Annotated in this window: 18 protein-coding genes; 9 read left to right on the plus strand and 9 right to left on the minus strand. The window is 59.5% G+C overall.

The window, feature by feature from the left end; translation table 11 throughout:
• Positions 1-142 precede the first annotated feature (142 nt).
• Positions 143-1,234 (plus strand): porin, encoded by a 1,092-nt coding sequence (locus tag GNZ12_RS11395; RefSeq protein ID WP_172310432.1) that lies wholly within the window; start codon positions 143-145, stop codon positions 1,232-1,234.
• A 36-nt stretch (positions 1,235-1,270) separates the two neighbouring features.
• Here GNZ12_RS11395 and GNZ12_RS11400 read toward each other — a convergent pair whose 3' ends face one another.
• Together GNZ12_RS11400 and GNZ12_RS11405 are read right to left on the minus strand one after the other, a co-directional pair.
• Complete coding sequence (locus GNZ12_RS11400) at positions 1,271-1,486, minus strand: hypothetical protein (RefSeq protein ID WP_235993688.1); 216 nt, start codon at positions 1,484-1,486, stop codon at positions 1,271-1,273.
• A gap of 113 nt (positions 1,487-1,599) precedes the next feature.
• Complete coding sequence (locus GNZ12_RS11405; RefSeq protein ID WP_172310433.1) at positions 1,600-2,565, minus strand: GlxA family transcriptional regulator; 966 nt, start codon at positions 2,563-2,565, stop codon at positions 1,600-1,602.
• Positions 2,566-2,675: 110 nt separating this feature from the next.
• Here GNZ12_RS11405 and GNZ12_RS11410 point away from each other — a divergent pair, with 110 nt between their 5' ends.
• Both GNZ12_RS11410 and GNZ12_RS11415 read left to right on the plus strand, forming a co-directional pair.
• Positions 2,676-2,966 (plus strand): hypothetical protein, encoded by a 291-nt coding sequence (locus tag GNZ12_RS11410; RefSeq protein ID WP_172310434.1) that lies wholly within the window; start codon positions 2,676-2,678, stop codon positions 2,964-2,966.
• 372 nt (positions 2,967-3,338) lie between these two features.
• A complete protein-coding gene (locus GNZ12_RS11415; RefSeq protein ID WP_172310435.1) occupies positions 3,339-3,797 on the plus strand; it encodes a hypothetical protein in 459 nt (152 codons plus the stop codon).
• 211 nt (positions 3,798-4,008) lie between these two features.
• On the opposite strand, the gene GNZ12_RS11420 is transcribed toward GNZ12_RS11415, so the two are convergent.
• Both GNZ12_RS11420 and GNZ12_RS11425 read right to left on the minus strand, forming a co-directional pair.
• Positions 4,009-5,340, minus strand: coding sequence for a carotenoid oxygenase family protein (locus tag GNZ12_RS11420; protein WP_172310436.1), 1,332 nt, complete (start codon positions 5,338-5,340; stop codon positions 4,009-4,011).
• Between the two features lie 22 nt (positions 5,341-5,362).
• The gene (locus tag GNZ12_RS11425) at positions 5,363-6,028 is read right to left on the minus strand and encodes a DUF2239 family protein (RefSeq protein ID WP_172310437.1); all 666 of its coding nucleotides are present in this window, start codon (positions 6,026-6,028) and stop codon (positions 5,363-5,365) included.
• A 494-nt stretch (positions 6,029-6,522) separates the two neighbouring features.
• Here GNZ12_RS11425 and GNZ12_RS11430 point away from each other — a divergent pair, with 494 nt between their 5' ends.
• Both GNZ12_RS11430 and GNZ12_RS11435 read left to right on the plus strand, forming a co-directional pair.
• The gene (locus tag GNZ12_RS11430; RefSeq protein WP_172310438.1) at positions 6,523-6,729 is read left to right on the plus strand and encodes a hypothetical protein; all 207 of its coding nucleotides are present in this window, start codon (positions 6,523-6,525) and stop codon (positions 6,727-6,729) included.
• A gap of 208 nt (positions 6,730-6,937) precedes the next feature.
• Entirely contained in the window at positions 6,938-8,899 is a 1,962-nt protein-coding gene (locus GNZ12_RS11435) for an alpha-galactosidase (RefSeq protein ID WP_172310439.1), read from the plus strand.
• 47 nt (positions 8,900-8,946) lie between these two features.
• Here GNZ12_RS11435 and GNZ12_RS11440 read toward each other — a convergent pair whose 3' ends face one another.
• Entirely contained in the window at positions 8,947-10,803 is a 1,857-nt protein-coding gene (locus GNZ12_RS11440) for a beta-galactosidase (RefSeq protein ID WP_172310440.1), read from the minus strand.
• 324 nt (positions 10,804-11,127) lie between these two features.
• On the opposite strand from GNZ12_RS11440, the gene GNZ12_RS11445 reads away from it, so the two are divergent.
• From GNZ12_RS11445 to GNZ12_RS11460, 4 genes are all read left to right on the plus strand, one after another.
• Entirely contained in the window at positions 11,128-11,817 is a 690-nt protein-coding gene (locus GNZ12_RS11445; protein ID WP_172310441.1) for a ferredoxin reductase domain-containing protein, read from the plus strand.
• 221 nt (positions 11,818-12,038) lie between these two features.
• Positions 12,039-12,605, plus strand: a complete 567-nt coding sequence (locus GNZ12_RS11450) for a TetR/AcrR family transcriptional regulator (protein ID WP_172310442.1) — start codon at positions 12,039-12,041, stop codon at positions 12,603-12,605.
• A gap of 171 nt (positions 12,606-12,776) precedes the next feature.
• Entirely contained in the window at positions 12,777-13,202 is a 426-nt protein-coding gene (locus tag GNZ12_RS11455; RefSeq protein ID WP_115106322.1) for an organic hydroperoxide resistance protein, read from the plus strand.
• A gap of 34 nt (positions 13,203-13,236) precedes the next feature.
• Positions 13,237-14,265, plus strand: a complete 1,029-nt coding sequence (locus GNZ12_RS11460) for an alpha/beta hydrolase (protein WP_172310443.1) — start codon at positions 13,237-13,239, stop codon at positions 14,263-14,265.
• A gap of 61 nt (positions 14,266-14,326) precedes the next feature.
• Here GNZ12_RS11460 and GNZ12_RS11465 read toward each other — a convergent pair whose 3' ends face one another.
• The 4 genes from GNZ12_RS11465 to GNZ12_RS11480 all read right to left on the minus strand — a co-directional run bounded on the left by GNZ12_RS11465 (position 14,327) and on the right by GNZ12_RS11480 (position 19,095).
• Entirely contained in the window at positions 14,327-15,511 is a 1,185-nt protein-coding gene (locus tag GNZ12_RS11465) for a helix-turn-helix transcriptional regulator (protein ID WP_407947692.1), read from the minus strand.
• 152 nt (positions 15,512-15,663) lie between these two features.
• Entirely contained in the window at positions 15,664-17,568 is a 1,905-nt protein-coding gene (gene cysN / locus GNZ12_RS11470) for a sulfate adenylyltransferase subunit CysN (protein ID WP_172310445.1), read from the minus strand.
• Positions 17,568-18,581 carry a sulfate adenylyltransferase subunit CysD gene (cysD, locus tag GNZ12_RS11475; RefSeq protein WP_172310446.1) on the minus strand — a complete coding sequence of 338 codons (1,014 nt, stop codon included), beginning with the start codon at positions 18,579-18,581 and terminating at the stop codon, positions 17,568-17,570. The genes cysN and cysD overlap by 1 nt, the downstream gene beginning before the upstream one ends.
• 28 nt (positions 18,582-18,609) lie before the next feature.
• Positions 18,610-19,095, minus strand: a complete 486-nt coding sequence (locus GNZ12_RS11480; RefSeq protein ID WP_172310447.1) for an SRPBCC domain-containing protein — start codon at positions 19,093-19,095, stop codon at positions 18,610-18,612.
• Positions 19,096-19,175 lie beyond the last annotated feature (80 nt).

Genomic DNA, 19,175 nt, shown 5'->3' on the forward strand with positions numbered 1-19,175 from the left:
GCCACTGTAAATAGAGTAGACGGCAGACGCGCTGCGTCTTGCGGTCACAAACACAGGTCACACAAAAATACGCAACCTCTCATTTATTTGATTAGTAGGCCATATATTAAGAACGCCAGTTGTAAAAACAAAGGAGACGTCAATGGAGGTGCGTAGTGTGTTGAGGAGCGTCGCGTTATCTTCACTCATGCTGGTGTCATGCATGGCCTACAGCCAGAGCAGTGTCATGCTATACGGCATCATCGATACGGGAGTCGAATACTATAACCACGCTGCCGGTGGCGGTAGTTTTACCGGTGTGCCCACATTGACTGGCGAAGTGCCTTCGGAGTGGGGCTTGACGGGCGTGGAGGATCTCGGGGGCGGCAACAAGGCGTTTTTCAAGCTCGAGAGCGGCTTTGCGCCGGGCACTGGCGGCTTCAATTACGGAGGCCGGGAGTTCGGGCGACAGGCGAACGTGGGGCTGCAGACCGCCTACGGCTCGGTGACGCTTGGGCGGCAGGTCAACATGACGACTTACGCGCTCCTGAGCGCCGACGTTATCGGACCGTCGATTCATTCGCTGTACGTCTTCGACAACTATCTTCCCAATGCGCGCAGCGACAACGCCATTGGCTATATGGGAAAATTTGCGGGCGTAACCATCGGCGCCACGTACAGTTTCGGGCGTGACGCAGCTGGGCCCGCCGGCCCCTCCGCGACGAATTGCCCGGGGCAGGTGGCCGGCAATTTCCTCGCCTGCAAGCAATACACTGGCTTGATTGCCTACGATTCGTCCCGTTTCGGGGCAGCGGTGTCGTATGACCGGATGCGGGGCAACGAGGGGGCGTCTGCGCCGCTGACCCATAGCGCCTACACCGACTCTCGCTCTGTGGTCGATGGCTATTTCAAGCTTCCGAGCGTGAAAGTAGGCGGTGGCTGGATTCACCGTAACCTGTCGGCTGGCGCTGGGAGCATGGTCTATAACCTGTACTTTCTCGGACTCACTTATACGCCGATAGCGTCGCTGGCACTCGACACGCAGGTCGACAAATACATCCAGTCGGGCGTGACGAGTTCGACTGAACTGGTTGCGCGTGCCAGCTACTTTCTGAGCAAGAGTACGTCGGTCTATTCGTCCGTGGCTTGCATGATCAACGGCCGAAACGGCAGCACGTCGGTGGCGGCCGGCGGTACGGTCGAGCCAGGCGCGGAACAGCTTGGCGTGATGCTAGGCGTGCGGCACGCGTTCTGAACCTCGGGATCCAGGCGGGTCCCGGCGGGTCCCGGATTAACGGGCGACGGCGGCGCGCGTCACATGCGCCAGCAGGTTGTCGACATCCTCAACCGTGGTAGAGAAGGAGGTCACGAACCGGACGACGTTCGGTCCCCAGCGATCGTGATAAAACTCGAACCCCGCCTGAAGTAGTGATTCGATTATCGCGGAGGGCAATCGACAAAAGACGATGTTGGCCTCAGTCGCGCCGAGCACTTCGACGCCGTTCAACCCCTCAAGTCCCTGGGTCAGGCGCTGCGCGATGACGCAGGGTGGCGGACGTTCGCAAAGTATAACGCTGCCAATCCCGGCCTGAATCAGTGCACTCGGCGTCTCACAAGCCATCAGCGCAGGTCGGCACGAAGATCGCGCACGCCTCGTCCCAGGCGTTGGCGCAGGAGCGTGCGCAACGTTGCTCCGTCGACGTAACCCACCTCGGCTGCGATGGCATCGAGGCCCAGGCCGCTGCCATGGAGGAGAGACTGCGCACGCTCGACACGCAGGTCCTGAAAGTAGGCAAGCGGCGATTTGCCAAGCACGTCCTGGCAACGCCGTTGCAGCGTGCGTGCGCTCGTCGCCAGTGCGTTGGCGGCTTCCTTCAGCGAGAACCCTGCCTTGAGATGGTCTCGCGCCCACAGTTCGAAGCGCTGAATGAGTGGATCTGCCTGAGCCAGATGATTGGGGATAATGTAAGGCGCTTGCGAGGACCGTATGTCGGCGAGCAAATAGCGTGAGACGAGCGCAGCCAACTCCGGGCTGGCTCTGCGTATCAACCAGAGAGCGAGATCGAGATGCCCCATCGCTGCGCCAGCCGTCACACCCACGTCGGACGGCACCAGCATGCGAGATTCGTCGAGCAAAACATTGGGGTAGCGTTGCCGGAACAACGGACCGAGCCACCAGGTCGTAGTCGCCTCCCGACCATCGAGAAGTCCTGTTTCCGCCACAAGGAACGTCCCGATACAGGACGCGGCGATAAGCGCGCCTTCAGCATGCCATTTGAGCAGTTGCGCCCTAGCCTGACGCACATCCGCTCGTTCGAGAGCGGGGACCAACTGCTCCGGTGACCCGGTATTGAGCGCCGGAACGATCACCCAGTCCGGCTTCAGGCCTGCCGTGACGGCTTGCACGGGGATTGCCAGTCCTTGTCCGGTCCGGACCTTCTTCCGCACGCCAACGATCGACACGTCGAAATGAGGCATTCCGCCCATTTGTCCGGCCGAGAATTTGTTTGCAAGCGTGAACGCGTCGAGCAGGACGGTGAGCCCCGTGTCGAACAATCCTTCAAGGACGAGTATGGAAATGCGCATGGCGTAAATGACCATAAAGTTGGCATTTACGACGATACAGTTTTTTGCGTTCGAGGGCTAGATTGATCCCCGTTGCACATCGCAATGACGATTGACTAAGGAGGTCACTCATGAAAGTTTTTGCCATCGCATCCGCACAACCAACCCTCACACCCGACAAGCTCCAGCAACACATGCCTAATGAGGTCCCGGCCACGCTCAAGCTCTATCTCGAGGGCAAGGTCGAGCAGTTCTGGTTTCGTGAAAAGGCTGGCCCGATCTTTCTGATGAACGTCGAGTCGGTCGAGCAAGCCAGGGCAACGCTGGACGCGCTGCCGCTCGTGGCTGACGGGCTCATGACCTACGAGTTGATGCCGGTCGGTCCGCTTGCCCCACTTGGTCGGCTGATCCAGAACCAGTGAACTGATACGTCAAGCGCGACGTCGACCTCCATCCTGAGGTAACAAACTGTACTCTCTAGCCTGTTGCCTGCAGGCAATAGGCTGGAGATTGTCCAAACGACCTGTATTTCTTGCGCATTGGTCGCTTCGCCCAACCAGCAAGTGTGGCCGACGCTTATCGTGGTTTCTGTCTTTGGTCTTGGCGAGGACACGTTACGGAGTGCGCTGGGAAGACGGCAGCCTTAAAGATCACGGAAATTCGGCACGGGAGCGGGTTGGCCATGAACCGGCGTTCGCCCGCACTGCCGCATCGACATTTGGGTGGCCGTCCGCCGACCCACCGCGAATGACGGTTACACTGGTTAACCTATGTTCAGGTCCCAGGAGACTTCTATGAGCAAGCATACCCTTGTATCGACCGCCGCCACGTTGCTGTGCGTGGGTGCCCTGGCGGGCTTGACCGCCACCTCGGCTCAGGCAGGCGGCGCGCCGGTGAAATGCCATCTGACCTTCAGCATGTCCGGATGGTCGGCGATTTATCAGCACGCCGAAGGACACGGCAGAGTGACTTGCGACAATGGGCAAAAGTCCGCAGTCAAGATCAGCGTGCACGGCGGCGGCCTGACGGCCGGCAAGTTTCACGTCACCGGCCACGGCGATATCACCCACGTCTACAGCATCAAGGATGTGTACGGCAGTTACGCGCAGGCCGGTGCTTCGGCCGGCGCGGGGAGTAGCGGTACTGCCCAGGTGCTGACCAAGGGAACGACGTCGATGGCGTTGAGCGGCAGCGGTGAAGGCATAGACCTTGGTGTAGCGGTCGATGATTTCAAGATCGAACCGGTGCACTGAGACACCAGAGATGCTCTGATGTATTCCTACTCCGGGCGTCATAGCAGTGGCGCCCGAGGAAGGCTCTTGAAGCCGCGCACTACGCCATCGGACTGGGTTCGGCCAACAGCGGGCCTTTAGGTTGCCCTCCCATTTTTCTCATGAACAGCCATTCAAGGACTCGCTGCTGCCGGCCAGCATACATCGCAGCGAGGGAGACTGTCGCGGCAACCTAGCAGTCTTTTGACAACCATGCCCCGTGAAATCCAGCGGGAATTCGTCTAGGCAGCGGTACTGTCGCGATAGGTGTGCTTTCTATATTCTTGCCGTCGAGAATTACTAGATCACTGGTGTCCGTTGCGTGACGATAGACGCAGACGAGCAGCCAACCATCGTCTTCGAACGAGGACGTAGGACGCGCTACGAACACTGGTTCACTGTTTGAATCGCCTTCCGGGACCCTATATCGTTGTATTGAACCGGACTCGAGATCGTAGCGAACGACACCTCGAATTTCAGTGTTTGTAGGTTGCTCTGCGGCGTAGAGAAATCGATACGGGCGGCCGGTTCGTCCTTCGTTGATACGAGGCAGCTCGATACAAATATCCGCCATTTGTTTTTCAATCACCGTTCCTCTGTCGAGGTCGATGACGTAGCGCCACAGAACTCCCAGTGGGGGGTCCTCGAAGGTCAAACCATCCACCTCGAGACGAAAATATCGTGGATATCGAACCGCGTCTAGAACAACTGTAGCCTCGTCTGCGTCGTATGCATTCACCACGTGCTGGATAAAGCACGGCGCTATTTCAAACCAGCGCACGTCGCCGCCATTGCGAGGAATGATCCCCAGCTTCGCCTTATGGTCGTCGCGCCAACGTAGTGGCATCCGATGGCCACGGGATAGCATCGAAAAGTCATATCCGACATTAAGATCTAGAAAGATACTGCGGGTGGCGGTGATTGCCATATCGTGCATCATTGAGGGCGATGACATCTCAATGTCGAGCTCAACGCTTGGCATGCCGTTCGCGTCCGTCACGGCATAGCGCAAATACGGCTTTTTCCAATCCGAGCGAAAGCTCATCAGTTCGCCCGTCTTGGGGTCAACTTTCGGATGGGCGGTCATGCCGTTTGCGAGTCCCGGATGAGAAAGTGTCGCGCCGAGTGTCTCGAGCTCGGTTGTTATGGCGAGCGGGGCACCGCCTTCAGCCAATGCCAAAATTTCGCCTGCGTGGTAAAGCACATTCACGTTCGGATTCGTATCAAGCAGCATCAGTGAGGCATCCGGGTCGTGTACGTGTGCCCATCTCTTTGTGCGAGCCCAGCGATTTCTGTAGCTCGTTGCACGGCCGCCCTGCAGAGAGATGCCATGCAGCATCGCATCTTCCGGCCACCAATCCAACACGTCGTTTCCGTTGAAATGCCCACGCAGTGGATTGGGCCCATTGCGTACCAGTACGCCATTGAGATCTTGCGGGATTGTTCCCGTAACGGGAAGATCGACAAGATGGACTTCGTTAAGGACGGCCGCTGTTGCGCCTGAATTTAAGTCGATTGTGGTCATTTTTTGTCTTTCTATCTAGGCGTTAAACGGCACGATCATGGTTAGTACCGAAAGCGAGCGCGGTGGCGTGATCGCGCACGTCCCCGGGCCACGCAGCAACAAGATCGCGGAAGCGTTGCTGATCGTTCGCAAAAAGCACGCGCGCAGCCTCTTCGAAAAAGGGCATGTCTCCGGCCATCGCAGACATGAAATTGTAGGTACGCTCCTGCGCTCTGCGACGTCTGTCTTTCTCGCCGTGCGTTCGCTTGGCTTCATCGACCAGTTTTCGCAAAACTACGGAAGCACCGCCGGGCTGTGCAGTCAGCCATTCCCGGTGACGCGGCAGCAGAGTAACTTCGCGAGCTACTACCCCTAGCTTGGGACGCCCCCGCCCGCGACGTTGATCTACCGGCTCCCCAGTTTCGGGCGAGTTGATAGCGGCGTCGAATGGGTTGCCAGGCTGCGCCGACCCGGCACGATCATCGGCTTTAGCCGGGTGCGTGGCGAGACGCGCCAACATCTCGTGATCCGAGCCTCTCGTATCGATGTCGATCGAACGCCCGGTTGTGTCATCGAAAATCAGGACGGGGCCCACGGCCCCGGTCTCGACTGCCTGTTTAACCGCTCGGGCGACCATTTCCAATGGACCCGACGCAATACGCCGATGACCGTCGAAGGATGTATATAGACAGGGGAAATCGTGTGACACCGCGCGGACCTCGGATCGGGAACGGGCGCCAATTTATACCCGGGTAAAAATGTTGTCAATAACACCCGGATAAAAATGATGGGATTCGAGTCGCTCCGATGCGTCTACCGTGTGCTGCGGCGGTCGGGGTCACCGCGAGTGCCGCTGCACAAACTCCGGCTTGTTGCGGCTTCTGGAAGCGGGAATAGCCGACAGTGAGCGTCGGTTTCTGCGCGTTGGAACGGCGGTTTCGGGAAGTGCGTAAGGCGGAAACGGGTCGAACAGGGACCTTCAAAGTTGGATCCGGATGCAACAGAGCCGACTTGACGTCGGCTCTGTTGTAAAGCATAGGGTTGCACTTTGTAGGTAAAGCCTATCCCTGCTCTTGATGCAAAAACATGCCTCATGTTTCAAGCTACCTGGACGACGGTCGGCCGACCTGGTAGCATCTGTCCCAGGGACGCCGTACCGTACAGCGGCTCAGACACTGGCTGGATTTGTAACTAGATAACGGTATGGAAAAGAAACGATTGCGGATTCGCCGGGAACCGTTGTGCCCGCCGATCGGGGCGCTGCTGCGCTACCGCGCGCGTATCGTGCGCGTCGTCGCCGAAGCGCGCGGACAACGGGCGATGATCGAATCGCTCGACACCACGGGCCGGTCATTTATCAGCACCGTCAAGTGGAACAGCCTGCGCGAGCTCGGCGCTCAACTCTTCTGACGGACACCTCGAAGAGCGTTTGCCGGATTGCTCGATCGGCTTGACGCAGCTCGAGGTGCTGATCCGGAAGCTGCGGGTCGCAGTAAAGATCGAACCACGGGCGTCCGCTGGGTCTTAGCAGGTCCGAATATCCCAGCGGGCGGCTTGGACGCGCCACGCCATTGCCGGTACTCTATGGAAGTTGCTCCTGCTCGAGACAGGCCTCTCAATGCGCGCCAACGATACTTTGCCCACGCAAGCCGGCATGCCCATCTTCCAGACGAGGGGCGATGCCTACTCATTCGGTAACGACGCGCTCGCGTTGCGCTGGACGGTCAAGGACGAACGTGTCGCCGATTTCTCACTGATCGATTTCGCGGGGGCGCGCACGCTGCCCATCGTCGCGCCGTTCGCGCTATGGCTCGCTGACGGAAGTACCGTGGGCGTGGCCGAGTTGAGGCTCCTTGCTCCGCTGAACGAAACCACACTCGCACCCAACCCCCACGCGTCCCGCCTGGCCGAACGAATTGCCGGCCGACGCGTGAGTGCCACCCTCGTCGACGCTCAAGGCCGTCTAAAGGTGGAATGGAGTGTGGAGCAGCGCGAAGGCTCACGATACCTACGCGAACAGCTAGCGATTACGGCGCTTCTTCAGGACGAAGATATCGCCGTCGTTTCATTGCTGGAGGCGCGTGCTGCTGACGCGCATGCCAGCAGTGAACTGAAGGGCATGCCCGTCATCGCGGGCAACTTCTATCTGGGCTTCGAGCTACCCCTGGCGGAAAGTCATGTGGACGGCGACAGCGTCAGCTTTACCCTGCAACGCGCGCTGCCGCTAGAAAAGAACAGGACGCTGGTCTACTCCGCCGTGGCCGGCGTAGCGCGCGACGGTCAATTGCGGCGTGACTTCGCCACCTATCTGGAACGGGAGCGGGCGCACCCGTATCGCCCGTTTCTCCACTACAACAGTTGGGGCGACATCGGCTACCTCACGCCGTACACGCAGGAGCAGGCGCTGGAGCGCATCGAAGCAATCGGCCGCGAGTTGCATGAAGCGCGCGGCGTGCAGATCGATTCGTTTCTGTTCGACGATGGCTGGGACGACCTTAGCGGCGGCTGGCATTTCAGCAAGGATTTTCCGCATGGCTTCGTTCCGCTGCGCGACGCTGCAGCACGATACGGCGCCGCGCCCGGCGTATGGCTGTCCCCGTGGGGTGGCTACGGAGCGCCAAAGCAGGAGCGCGTGACGCGCGGCCGCGCTGCCGGATATGAGGTCATCGATGACGGACTCGCGCTCTCGGGACCGAGTTACTATCGACGCTTTCATGAAGTCGTGATGGCCTTGCTTGATGAGGACGGCGTCAACCAGTTCAAGTTCGACGGGACATGCAACGCCGACAGGGTGTTTCCAGGCAGCATCATCGATAGCGATTGGGACGCGGCGATCCATCTCATCGAGCACATCCGCGCGGTCAAACCCGATACCTTCATCAATCTCACTACAGGGACGCATCCGTCGCCGTTCTGGCTACGCTACGCAGACTCCATCTGGCGCGGTGGCAGGGACGACGATCTGGCGGGAACCGGCACCAACCGCGAGCGCTGGATCACGTACCGCGACGCGCAGACGTATCACAACGTCGTGGTGCGCAGTCCGCTCTTCCCGCTCAACTCGCTGATGCTGCACGGCATCCTCTACGCGCAGTGCAATCCGCGCCTCAACACGGCGGCAGGCGATGATTTCCCCAGCGAGGTGCGTTCCTACTTTGGAAGCGGCACGCAATTGCAGGAGCTGTACATTACGCCAGCGCTGCTCACCGAGTACGACTGGGATGTGCTCGCGGACGCCGCCAGATGGGCGCGCGAAAACGGCGACGTACTGCGCGACAGCCATTGGATTGGCGGAGCGCCGGACCGACAAGCGGTCTACGGTTGGGCAGCGTGGACGCAATACAAGGCGATCGTCACGCTGCGCAATCCGGACAGCCGTGCGCAACGCTTCACGCTGGATCTGCGGCGACAACTGGAGTTGCCGGCTGCGGCGGCGGGGCGATTCGATTCACGTAGCATTTGGCGTGAAGGGGCCTCCGATATTCCAGCTTTGCTAGACGCTGATGTGCCGCAGGAAGTCCAGCTGGCGCCGTTCGAAGTGCTCACGCTGGAATTGTTGCCGGTCGTTGAAACGGCGTAGTGAAGTGGATGTGGCCGCATGCCTGCCATCGGCCCGCGGGGTTCGCGCTAAGACAACGTATCCGCCAGTTCAACCGGCGTCGCTTTGGTCTGGTGCAAGTCGAAGATAAGCACCTCGTTGTCACCTTGCGCGAGCCACGGGGCAGGGCAATACAAGCGCCTTTGCGGACCGATATTCCAGTAGCGTCCGAGATTGTGCCCGTTGACCCAGACGGCGCCCTTGGTCCAGTTGCTCATGTCGAGCCAGGTGTCACCGACTTCTTCCAGCAGCAAGCTGGCCTTGAAAAACAGCCCTGGCTTTAGCGGGTTCGTGCAGCTTCCCTTCAGGTTGGCGATAAACGTCTCATCCATCGGCAGCAGGAAGACTTCCCAGCCCTTGAGCATGGAGAACGACCCATCGGCGATTTTCACCCTGACCGGGTCGAGCAGTCCTTTGCGGTCGACGAGCGCGGGGCCGAAGTTGACCCGCCCCATGCCCTCCACGAAGATCTCTAACGATACCGGGCCACCCGGGTTCGACTCGGGCTTCCGCAACGGCAAAGGAAGGGCGAGCGGCGCGCGATGCATCACTTGGAGCGGCTGCGCGTACTCCTGTGATATTTGTGTCCTCGACACGCCGCCCGCGTAGTGTTCGTCGACGAAAACGGTCGCATAGTCATGAACACTGCTGATATCCAGCACACCGCTCGCATACTCTTGCAACTGCTTGCGGTACAGCACGAAGCCAAACGCCTGGCCATAACTTTCAAAGGACTGTGGTTCGATGCTCTGTTCGCGCGGCAGCGCCGTGGGCAGGTTGTCCCAGATCGACGCGTAGAGCGTTGGCATCAAGGCATCAATGCTCGTGCATTCGAGCGTGGCGATGGCGTCAGGTATATCGGGCAACGGCTCAGGCAGGTAGCTGCCGATGATGTCGCGGTACTTCATGTACTTCGGCGTCGCCACGCCTTGCTCGCTGATTGGCGCCGAATAGTCGTAGCTTGTGATGTCGGGCTGATAGTTACCTGAATCATCCACGTTCGCGCCGGCATAAAAACCAAAGCTCGTGCCGCCGTGAATGACATACAGATTGAACGACCGCTTCGACTGCATGAACGCGGTCAAGATTTGCGAGAGGTCGTAGTTCACCCCTGCGAAACCCGGTTCGCCCCAGTGAGTGAGCCAACCTGGGTACACCTCACCGGCGATCGCGGGCACCGCGGGGAATTTCCGGCGGACCGTCGCGATTTGTGCCACGTCGCCATTGCTCAAGGCAATCGCACCGCCGGTTACCGTGGTGCGATTGCGTTCGAGTTGCGGGAGGCCGTCTTCGGTGTAGAACGGACCGGTTACGCCTCCTTTGAGCCAAAGCTGCCTGAGCTCTTCGAGGTAAGCAGGATTGCTCGCGTACGAACCGAATTCATTCTCGATCTGGATCATCAGGATCGGTCCGCCGTGATGGATCAGCAACGGCTTGATACGCGGGACCAGTTCCTCGATGTAGCGAGCCACCGCCGCCATGTAGCGTGCATCGGTGGCCGAGTCGGTCCTCAACTGGACGTTCGGATCGCTCAACAGGTAGGAGGGGAGGCCGCCAAGATCCCATTCGGCGCAGACGTAAGGCCCGGGGCGCAGCAGCACCCACATCCCCTCGGACTGACACAGCCGGATGAAGGCCTCGATATCGCGGTTGCCGCTGTGGAAATCGAACACGCCCGGACGCGTCTCGTGGTAATTCCACATGATGTACAGGGCGATGCAGTTCATCCCCATCGCCTTGGCCATCCTGATTCGATGTTGCCAATACTCACGCGGGATGCGGGCCGGGTGCATCTCGCCGCTGCGAATCTGGAACGGCTCGCCGTCGAGCAGGAAGTCTTCGCCGTTAGGGCTGAACGAGAAGGTGTGGCGGCGTTCGAGGTTCACGATGCACTCACACTTTGGCGCCTGAGGCGCGGTTGAACAGCGCAAATCTTCGAACTGAAGAATGGGGCGACCGCTTACTTACTACGAGCTTTCGTTCGGTCGACCAGCCAGACCCCTTGCGACACCAAACCAACGGCCACCCTTTATCAGCGCAGTTATATAGGTGGTATGCGCGCTGGACGGCTTGCTCGTGGATTTCTCGCGCCCTAACCTGAATCTAACATTCAGCGGTCCTTCGAACAGTTTCCTGGACCGGCCATCTCATGCAATCCATACATCGACGAACTCCCGATTTCGGAAGTCGAAGGTCCTATTGGAGAAGACATGCACGACAACCTCCTCCCGGTCATCATCACACGGAAATGGCAACTTGCCGAGAGTTACCATGCCGTTGAACTTCAAACCAGATCTCGATCGGAGCTTCCATCGTTTGACGATGGCGCTTGCGTCACACTTGTTCACGACAACGTCATCTGCAAGGAGAGAATATATCCCCTGTGCGGTTCTACGTCTCAGCCGCGGGCCTATGTCATCGCTGTGAGACAGGATGATGGCAGAACGGACACAGCAACAGCCGACATCTCATTGAGTCAAGGAGATGAGGCGTTCATCGTAACGCCACGGAGTCCTACCGTTGTTTTAGACGATCGCACACGATCGATACTTTTTGCTGGAGGCGTTGGCGCCGCATCGATCGCGGGAATCGCGAATCGGCTTGCCTCGGCAGGTCAAAAATTCGAGCTGCACAACTTCGCTCGATCACCTGAACGTGCAGTCTTTCGGGAAGAACTCGACGCACTTAAAAGCGAGGGTGGGGTCCATCACCATTTTGGCTTGAATGCGGACCGATTGGAGCAGACAACGTCTCACGCGATGAGCCCGGCTCATGCGAACACGCAGATCTACTGCAGTGGCCCCCCCGCATTTATGGATCTCATCGAGCGCCAGGCTCGCGACTGGGTGTATCCGGCGAATATCCACAAAATTGTCTTAGGTGACAGAAAAAATTCATAGTCGCGTCGTTTTCAAGGTGCGCGTCGAGCGTCGCGAAGCCGGTTTCACTCGTGGTATCTGCCGCATCGCGTGCGTTGACCAGCACCTCCGCGTTGTCATACATCCTGATGTGAGGCAGTTTGCAGGTCCGGCATGATGACATCGCACGGATCGACAGCTCACGCAAAACCAAAAAACGGAGCCGCTTGACAATCTATCTATGAGTAGATATAGTTCGACCCATGGAAACGACAACAACAGTGCGCGAACAGATCCTCGACCACGCAATCACGCTCATCATGCTGCGTGGTTACAACGGGTTTAGCTACCGTGATCTGTCCAGTCTGGTTGGCGTAAAGACCTCGAGCATCCATTACTACTTTCCGTCGAAAGACGATCTGGTTCTGGAAGCGGTCAACGAGTACAGCAAGGAAGTACTCAACGCCATCCACGCAATCGACGCTTCGTTGCCGGCCGACGCAAAGCTCAGCAAGTACGGAAAGCTGTTTGGCAGGACCTTGGGTAACGGCGACCAGATCTGCCTGTGCGGCATGCTCGCTGCCGATATCGGGTCGCTGCCCGATAACATCCGGCAAGCAGTGCAGGCTTTTTTTAAGGCTAACGAAAGCTGGCTGGCCAAGGTTCTGGCGCAAGGCGCGCAGGAACATACGCTGGCGGTGAACGGCAAACCGGAAAACGCGGCGCGCGCCCTCTATGCGGCTTTTCAGGGCAGTGTGCTGGCGAGTCGGCTGTTTCACACCAAGGCTCGACTGGAAGATGTCGAGGCCTCGGTGAGGATTGCGCGATAACGCAGTCGATATGAGGTGGTGAGCCACCTCTTTGTTTGGCCCCCTCGTCTATCTCTGAGTAGATAGACGAGGGGGTGGATGTGATGTCGAATCATCTGTTTTTTTACGGTTTAATCTATCTAGTAGTAGATAGCAAGCCTGATTACTGTCCTCTTTTAAAGGAGTTTCACCATGTCACTCGAAAAAGTTCTCTACCGCGCCCATGCTCACGCTACCGGCGGCCGCGACGGCCGTGCTGTCGTCCCCGCTGGCAATCTCGACTTCAAGCTGACCACGCCCAGGGAGTTGGGCGGTGCGGGCGGCGAAGGCGCTAATCCCGAACAGCTGTTTGCCGCCGGCTACAGCGCCTGCTTCCTCGGCGCGATGAAGTTCGTGGCAGCGCGTGACAAGGTCGCTATCCCCGCGGACGTCTCGATTGACGGCAGCGTCGGCATCGGCGCGATCCCGAACGGCTTCGGTATCGAAGTCGAACTGAAGATCTCCCTGCCCGGCATGGCACGCGAAGCGGCCCAGGCACTGGTCGACAAGGCGCACATCGTCTGCCCGTACTCGAACGCCACCCGCGGCAACATCGACGTCACGCTCACGATCGTTTAACCACGCGTCCAACCGGCTCACAGAGGAACAAACCATGAAGACCTTCAAACCGTTGCTGCTCGCCACCGTTCTTGCAGTCAGTTCCACGCTCGCCATTGCCGCAGGCCCGGCAACACCGGCATCGCCCGATCTGGTGACCAGTCAGTTCCTGAAAGCGCTGAACAGCGGCACGGGACCGGCAATCAACACGATGACACCGGCCCAGGCGCGCCAGGTGTTGATCGGCGCGCAGAACAGCGTCAAGGTGGATCTGTCCGGCATTGATGTGTCGAACAAGACCATCGAGCAGGACGGTATCACCGTGCCGATCACGATCGTGCGGCCGCAAGGCGCAACGGGCACGTTGCCGGTCTTCATGTTCTTCCACGGCGGCGGCTGGATCCTTGGGGACTTCCAGACCCACGAGCGGTTGGTGCGCGACCTCGTCGTGCAATCCGGGGCAGTGGCGGTGTTTGTCAATTACACGCCGTCGCCCGAAGCGCGTTACCCCGTGGCGATCAACCAGGCGTATGCGGCCACAAAGTGGGTCGCGGAACATGGTAATGAAATCGGCGTGGACGGCAGCCGCCTCGCGGTAGTGGGCAACAGCGTCGGCGGCAACATGGCCGCGGTCGTCTCCCTGATGGCGAAGAACAGGCAGGGCCCCGCAATTCGCTTTCAAGGCTTGATGTGGCCGGTGACGGACAACAATTTCAACGACGGCTCGTACAACGCCTATCCGGAAGGTCATTTCCTGACCCGGCCGATGATGAAGTGGTTCTGGGATGCTTACACAAAGGATCCGAAGCAGCGTAACGAGATTTACGCTTCACCGCTGCGTGCTTCGACGGATCAGCTGAAGGGTCTGCCGCCGGCGCTGATCCAGGTAGCGCAGTCCGACGTGCTGCGCGATGAAGGTGAGGCCTATGGTCGCAAACTCGACGCTGCGGGCGATGAAGTTACCACTGTCCGCTACAACGGTACGATCCACGACTTTGGCCTGCTTAATGCGCTCGCTGGCGACGCGCCAACCAAAGCCGCAACCAGGCAGCTTGCCAACGAGTTGCAGGCGCGTCTGAAGTAAGCCGTGCAAAGTTGACTGCGGCGCCTCCCTACTGGCGGAGGGGCGCCCGCAGCACCTTGCTTCACACCATCGAAACGACGCTATTGAGCAGCGTCTTCACGAGTACCGCCTGGCGTGTCGCCCCCGTTTTCGCAAATACGCCGCGCAAATGCGCTCGTGCCGTGTTCTTCGTCACGCCGAGCGCATCGGCGGCTTCGTCCAGTGTGAGGCCGTCAACCAGAAGAAGGGCGAGTTCCGTTTCGGTCGGCGTCAGGCGAAACAACTTGCGCAGCATGACGCGCGCATTCTGCGGCGAACCGGCGGGATCGCGAATGAAGACGGCGACGGCGGGCCGCCGTTTCTTGTCCTCCGCGCAATAGTTGAGCGGAATCGGGCGCATCAGAACGCTGAGCGGCATTTCACCTGTCGGCCGTGACAGCGTTGTCGCCTCGACGCGTGCGGTAGCGGCGATCAAGTGATTGTTAATCGCCGACTGAATTGTCTTCTGGAACTTGCGATTCTCCAGCGGGCAGTGCGCATGCAAGGCATCGTGGCTGATGTAAATGCCATCCTGCTTCGCAAACAGACGATCAGCCGCACCGTTGCTCTTCATCACCTTGCCATGCTCATCCAGGATCACGGTGCCCACCAGCATGCGGTCGATGGTGCCCGCGTACAAGGTGCGCTCGGACTCGAGAACGTCGAGCGTCGAGTGCAGATCGACGGCACGTTTCAGATGTGGCAGGAGAATGGCGATCAATGCCTTGTCGGCCTGGCCATAGTCGCAACCGCGATGGGCGCGGCTGACAAAGAACGCACATTCCACGCCGTCGTCAGTGCGGATGTTGGCCGCGAGGATATAACGCAGATCGAGCGGCTTCAGGTATTGCAGATAGAACTCATGCTCGCACCAGGCTGCTTCGCCAAACAGTTCGTCGGCGGTGAGCACCTGACCGGCGGGCAGGGTGGTAAAGGGGCACATCGCATAGTAGTGCTCGCTGTAGGACGGCTCGCCCGGCAATAGCGTGCCATAGGAGGACGCATTGACGATCAGGCCAGGCCGGTCGCTCGCCGGATTGCGCAGCACCAGCGTGACAAAACTCGCGTCGAGCTGCTGCCGGATGCATTCCAGCAGGCGCGACCACGGTGTCGCTTCCAAAGGCCCTTGATAGACGAGGCCGAGCAGCGCACTCAATTGCCGAGGGCCAAGCGCAGCAGCGTCAAAGTATTCGGAAGCGATACTGTCGCAATCCGTCGACATCTCCATCGACATGTTCGGTGTCTCCGATGAACATGGACTCAAGATTTCTTCTTGTGTTTGAGACGATCATACAAACGTGCGCGCCGCCCACATCGTCCGTTTGATCTAGTCGATGGGGCGGCGCACCGGTAACACGGCGGCCTGACGGCGTGAGGACGTTAGTGCGGATTGCCGTCGCCCAGCAAATACGCCACGATGCGCTCCGCTGCCTGCTCGGGCGAGTCGGTCGTGGTGTCGATGCGGATTTCCGGCTGTTCAGGCGGCTCATACGGCGAGTCGATGCCGGTGAAGTTCTTCAGTTCGCCGCGCCGCGCTTTCTTATACAGTCCCTTGGGATCGCGTTGTTCGGCGACATCGATCGGCGTGTCCACGAATATCTCGACGAACACGCCCGCGCCGGGCAGCGCGCGCGCCATGTTGCGCTCGGCACGGAAGGGCGAAATGAACGACACCAGGGTGATCAGGCCTGCGTCCGTCATCAGACGCGCGACCTCGGCGACACGCCGGATATTCTCGACCCGGTCGGCCTCGGAGAAGCCGAGATCCTTGTTCAACCCATGACGCACGTTGTCGCCATCGAGCAGATAGGTGTGTTTGCCGAGCGCGTGCAGTTTCTTCTCCACCAGGTTGGCGATGGTCGATTTGCCTGCGCCCGATAAACCCGTGAACCACGCGATGCGCGGCGTTTGGCCCTTGAGCGCAGCATGCGCCGCGCGATCGACGTCGATCGCCTGCCAATGCACGTTCTGCGAGCGCCGCAACGCGAAATGCAGCATGCCGGCGCCGACCGTATTGTTGGTCAGCCGGTCGATCACGATAAAGCCGCCGGTATCGCGATTCTCGGCGTAGGTGTCAAACGCGATCGGCCGGTCGAGGCTGAGATTGCACACGCCGATTTCGTTGAGATCGAGCGTGCGGGCCGCCAGGTGTTCGAGCGTGTTGACGTTGATCTTGTATTTGGGCTGCGCACTGGTGGCGCCCACCAGACGGGTGCCGATCTTCAGCAGATAAGGACGGCCTGGCAGCATCGGCTCGTCGCTCATCCAGACGAGGGTTGCTTCGAACTGGTCGGCGACGGCGGGCGGCGCGTCGGTGCACGCGATCACGTCACCGCGGCTGACATCGATTTCGTCTTCCAGCGTCAGCGTGACCGATTGTCCGCACGTTGCCGCGTCACACTCGCCCGTGGCGGTGATGATCGACGCGATACGGCTTTCCTTGCCCGACGGCAGCACGCGAACGCGTTCACCGCGACGGATGTTGCCTGAGACGATGTTGCCCGCATAGCCGCGAAAATTCAGGTGCGGCCGGTTGACCCATTGCACCGGCAAGCGGAACGCTTTGTTGCGTTGCGCATCGTCTTCGATCGGCACGGCTTCCAGATATTCCATCAGCGCCGGTCCCTGATACCAGGGCGTGTTGGCGCTGGGCTCGGTGACGTTGTCGCCGCGCAGCGCGGACATCGGGATGCAGACGATATTTTCCAGCCCGATCTGGCTGGCAAACTCGCGATACTCGGCCTCGATTCGATCGAACACGTCTCGCGCGTAGTCGACCATATCCAGCTTGTTGATCGCCACCACGATGCGCCCGGTGCCGATCAACGATACCAGGTAGCTATGGCGGCGCGTCTGCGTCAATACGCCTTTGCGCGCATCGATCAGGATGATCGCGACGTCGGCCGTGGAGGCGCCGGTCACCATATTGCGCGTGTACTGTTCATGTCCCGGCGTATCGGCGACGATGAATTTGCGCTTCTCGGTCGAGAAAAAACGGTAAGCGACGTCGATGGTGATGCCCTGTTCGCGCTCGGCGCTGAGTCCGTCGACCAGCAGCGCGAAGTCGAGATCGCCGCCTTGCGTGCCGACTTTTTTCGAATCCGCTTCGAGCTGGCTGAGCTGGTCTTCGAACAGCATCTTCGACTCGTACAACAGCCGGCCGATTAATGTGCTCTTGCCGTCGTCGACACTGCCGCAGGTGATGAAGCGCAGCAACCCTTTGGTTTGATGCGTCGACAGATACTGCTCTATGTCGTCGGCAATCATGGTGGAAACATGTGCCATCAGAAGTACCCCTCTTGTTTCTTCTTTTCCATCGAACCGGCTGAATCGCTGTCGATCAACCGTCCCTGTCGCTCCGACGTCTTCGCCAGCAACATTTCCTGGATGATGCCGGTCAACGTATCGGCCTCGCTCTCAATCGCGCCGGTGAGCGGGTAGCAGCCGAGCGTGCGGAAACGCACTTTCTTCATCTCCGGTACTTCGTTCCTGTGAAGTGGCATGCGCTCGTCGTCGACCATGATGAGCGTGCCGTCACGCTTGACCACCGGACGCTCCTTCGCGAAGTACAACGGCACGATCGGAATCTCGTTCAGGTAGATGTACTGCCAGATGTCGAGCTCGGTCCAGTTCGAAATCGGGAACACGCGGATGTTTTCACCCTTGCGTTTGCGCGCGTTGTACAGGTGCCAGAGTTCGGGGCGCTGCATCTTCGGGTCCCAGCGGTGCTGTTCCGAACGGATCGAGAAAATGCGTTCCTTGGCGCGCGATTTCTCTTCGTCGCGGCGTGCTCCGCCGAAGGCGGCATCGAATCCATAATGGTCGAGCGCCTGTTTCAGACCCTGCGTCTTCCAGATGTCCGTATGCACCGCCGAGCCGTGTGTGAACGGATTGATGTTCTGCTCGACACCCTCAGGGTTGATATGGACCAGCAGTTCAAGATCGAGCCGCTCGACGGTCTGGTCGCGAAACGCAATCATCTCGCGGAATTTCCACGTCGTATCGACGTGCAACAGCGCAAAAGGCGGCTTGGCGGGATAGAACGCCTTCATCGCGAGATGCAGCATGACCGAGCTGTCCTTGCCGATCGAGTACAGCATCACCGGGTTTTCGCATTCGGCCACCACCTCGCGCATGATGTGGATGCTCTCTGCTTCCAGACGCTCCAAGTGGGTCAACATCGTGAGTCTCCTTGTCGTTTGCTGGGCCCCGTGACGAAGATGAGGGGCCGCGCTTGAAGGAGACAGTACTGGTCCGGTGCAGATGGATTCTTCGTCCGACCAGACTAAAAAACGCATGGGGCGCGATTTGTCCGTGCGAACGGGACTAGCCTGGCTGCGCCGCGCGCGCGGCCTGGTAGAGCGACTCGGCTCGTACTTTCAAGCTGCGCGCGACCGCGTCGAAACCCAGGCGTACCCAATCGCCGTGCGTGGCCATCACGACCGGCGCCGTCGGCCCCAGAAACAGGTCAGTCGAATAGTAAGTACAGCTTGCCTCGCCCGTGGCTTCGATTACCTGATCGCGGCGCGCCGCATCCGGGTTGCCGGCTGAAGGGATCATTTCCCACGACAGCAGCGTCGGGCGGTCGAACGCCACCAGGTGCTCGATCACGTGGAGCAGTTCGCCGGGCGCGGCAGGGTTCGGCAGGAACAGGTTGACCGGTTCGCCCATTTTGAGCGTCGATTCGACTTTGACCGTGTACGGATTCCATTGCGGATACTGCGCGAGATCGGTGAGCACATCCCACACAAGCGACGCAGGCGCATCGATCTCGACCTTGATCGATGTCACCAGGTTTTGCTGAATGGACATATAAGACTCCTTGGAAAGCGGGTTGTCGCGCGTTGTCGCGCGCGATCATCCTGTCAGGGGCGTGCCGTCGCGCTCTTCGT

Origin of the sequence: Paraburkholderia solitsugae (assembly GCF_013177695.1) — a bacterium.
Lineage (GTDB): Bacteria > Pseudomonadota > Gammaproteobacteria > Burkholderiales > Burkholderiaceae > Paraburkholderia > Paraburkholderia solitsugae.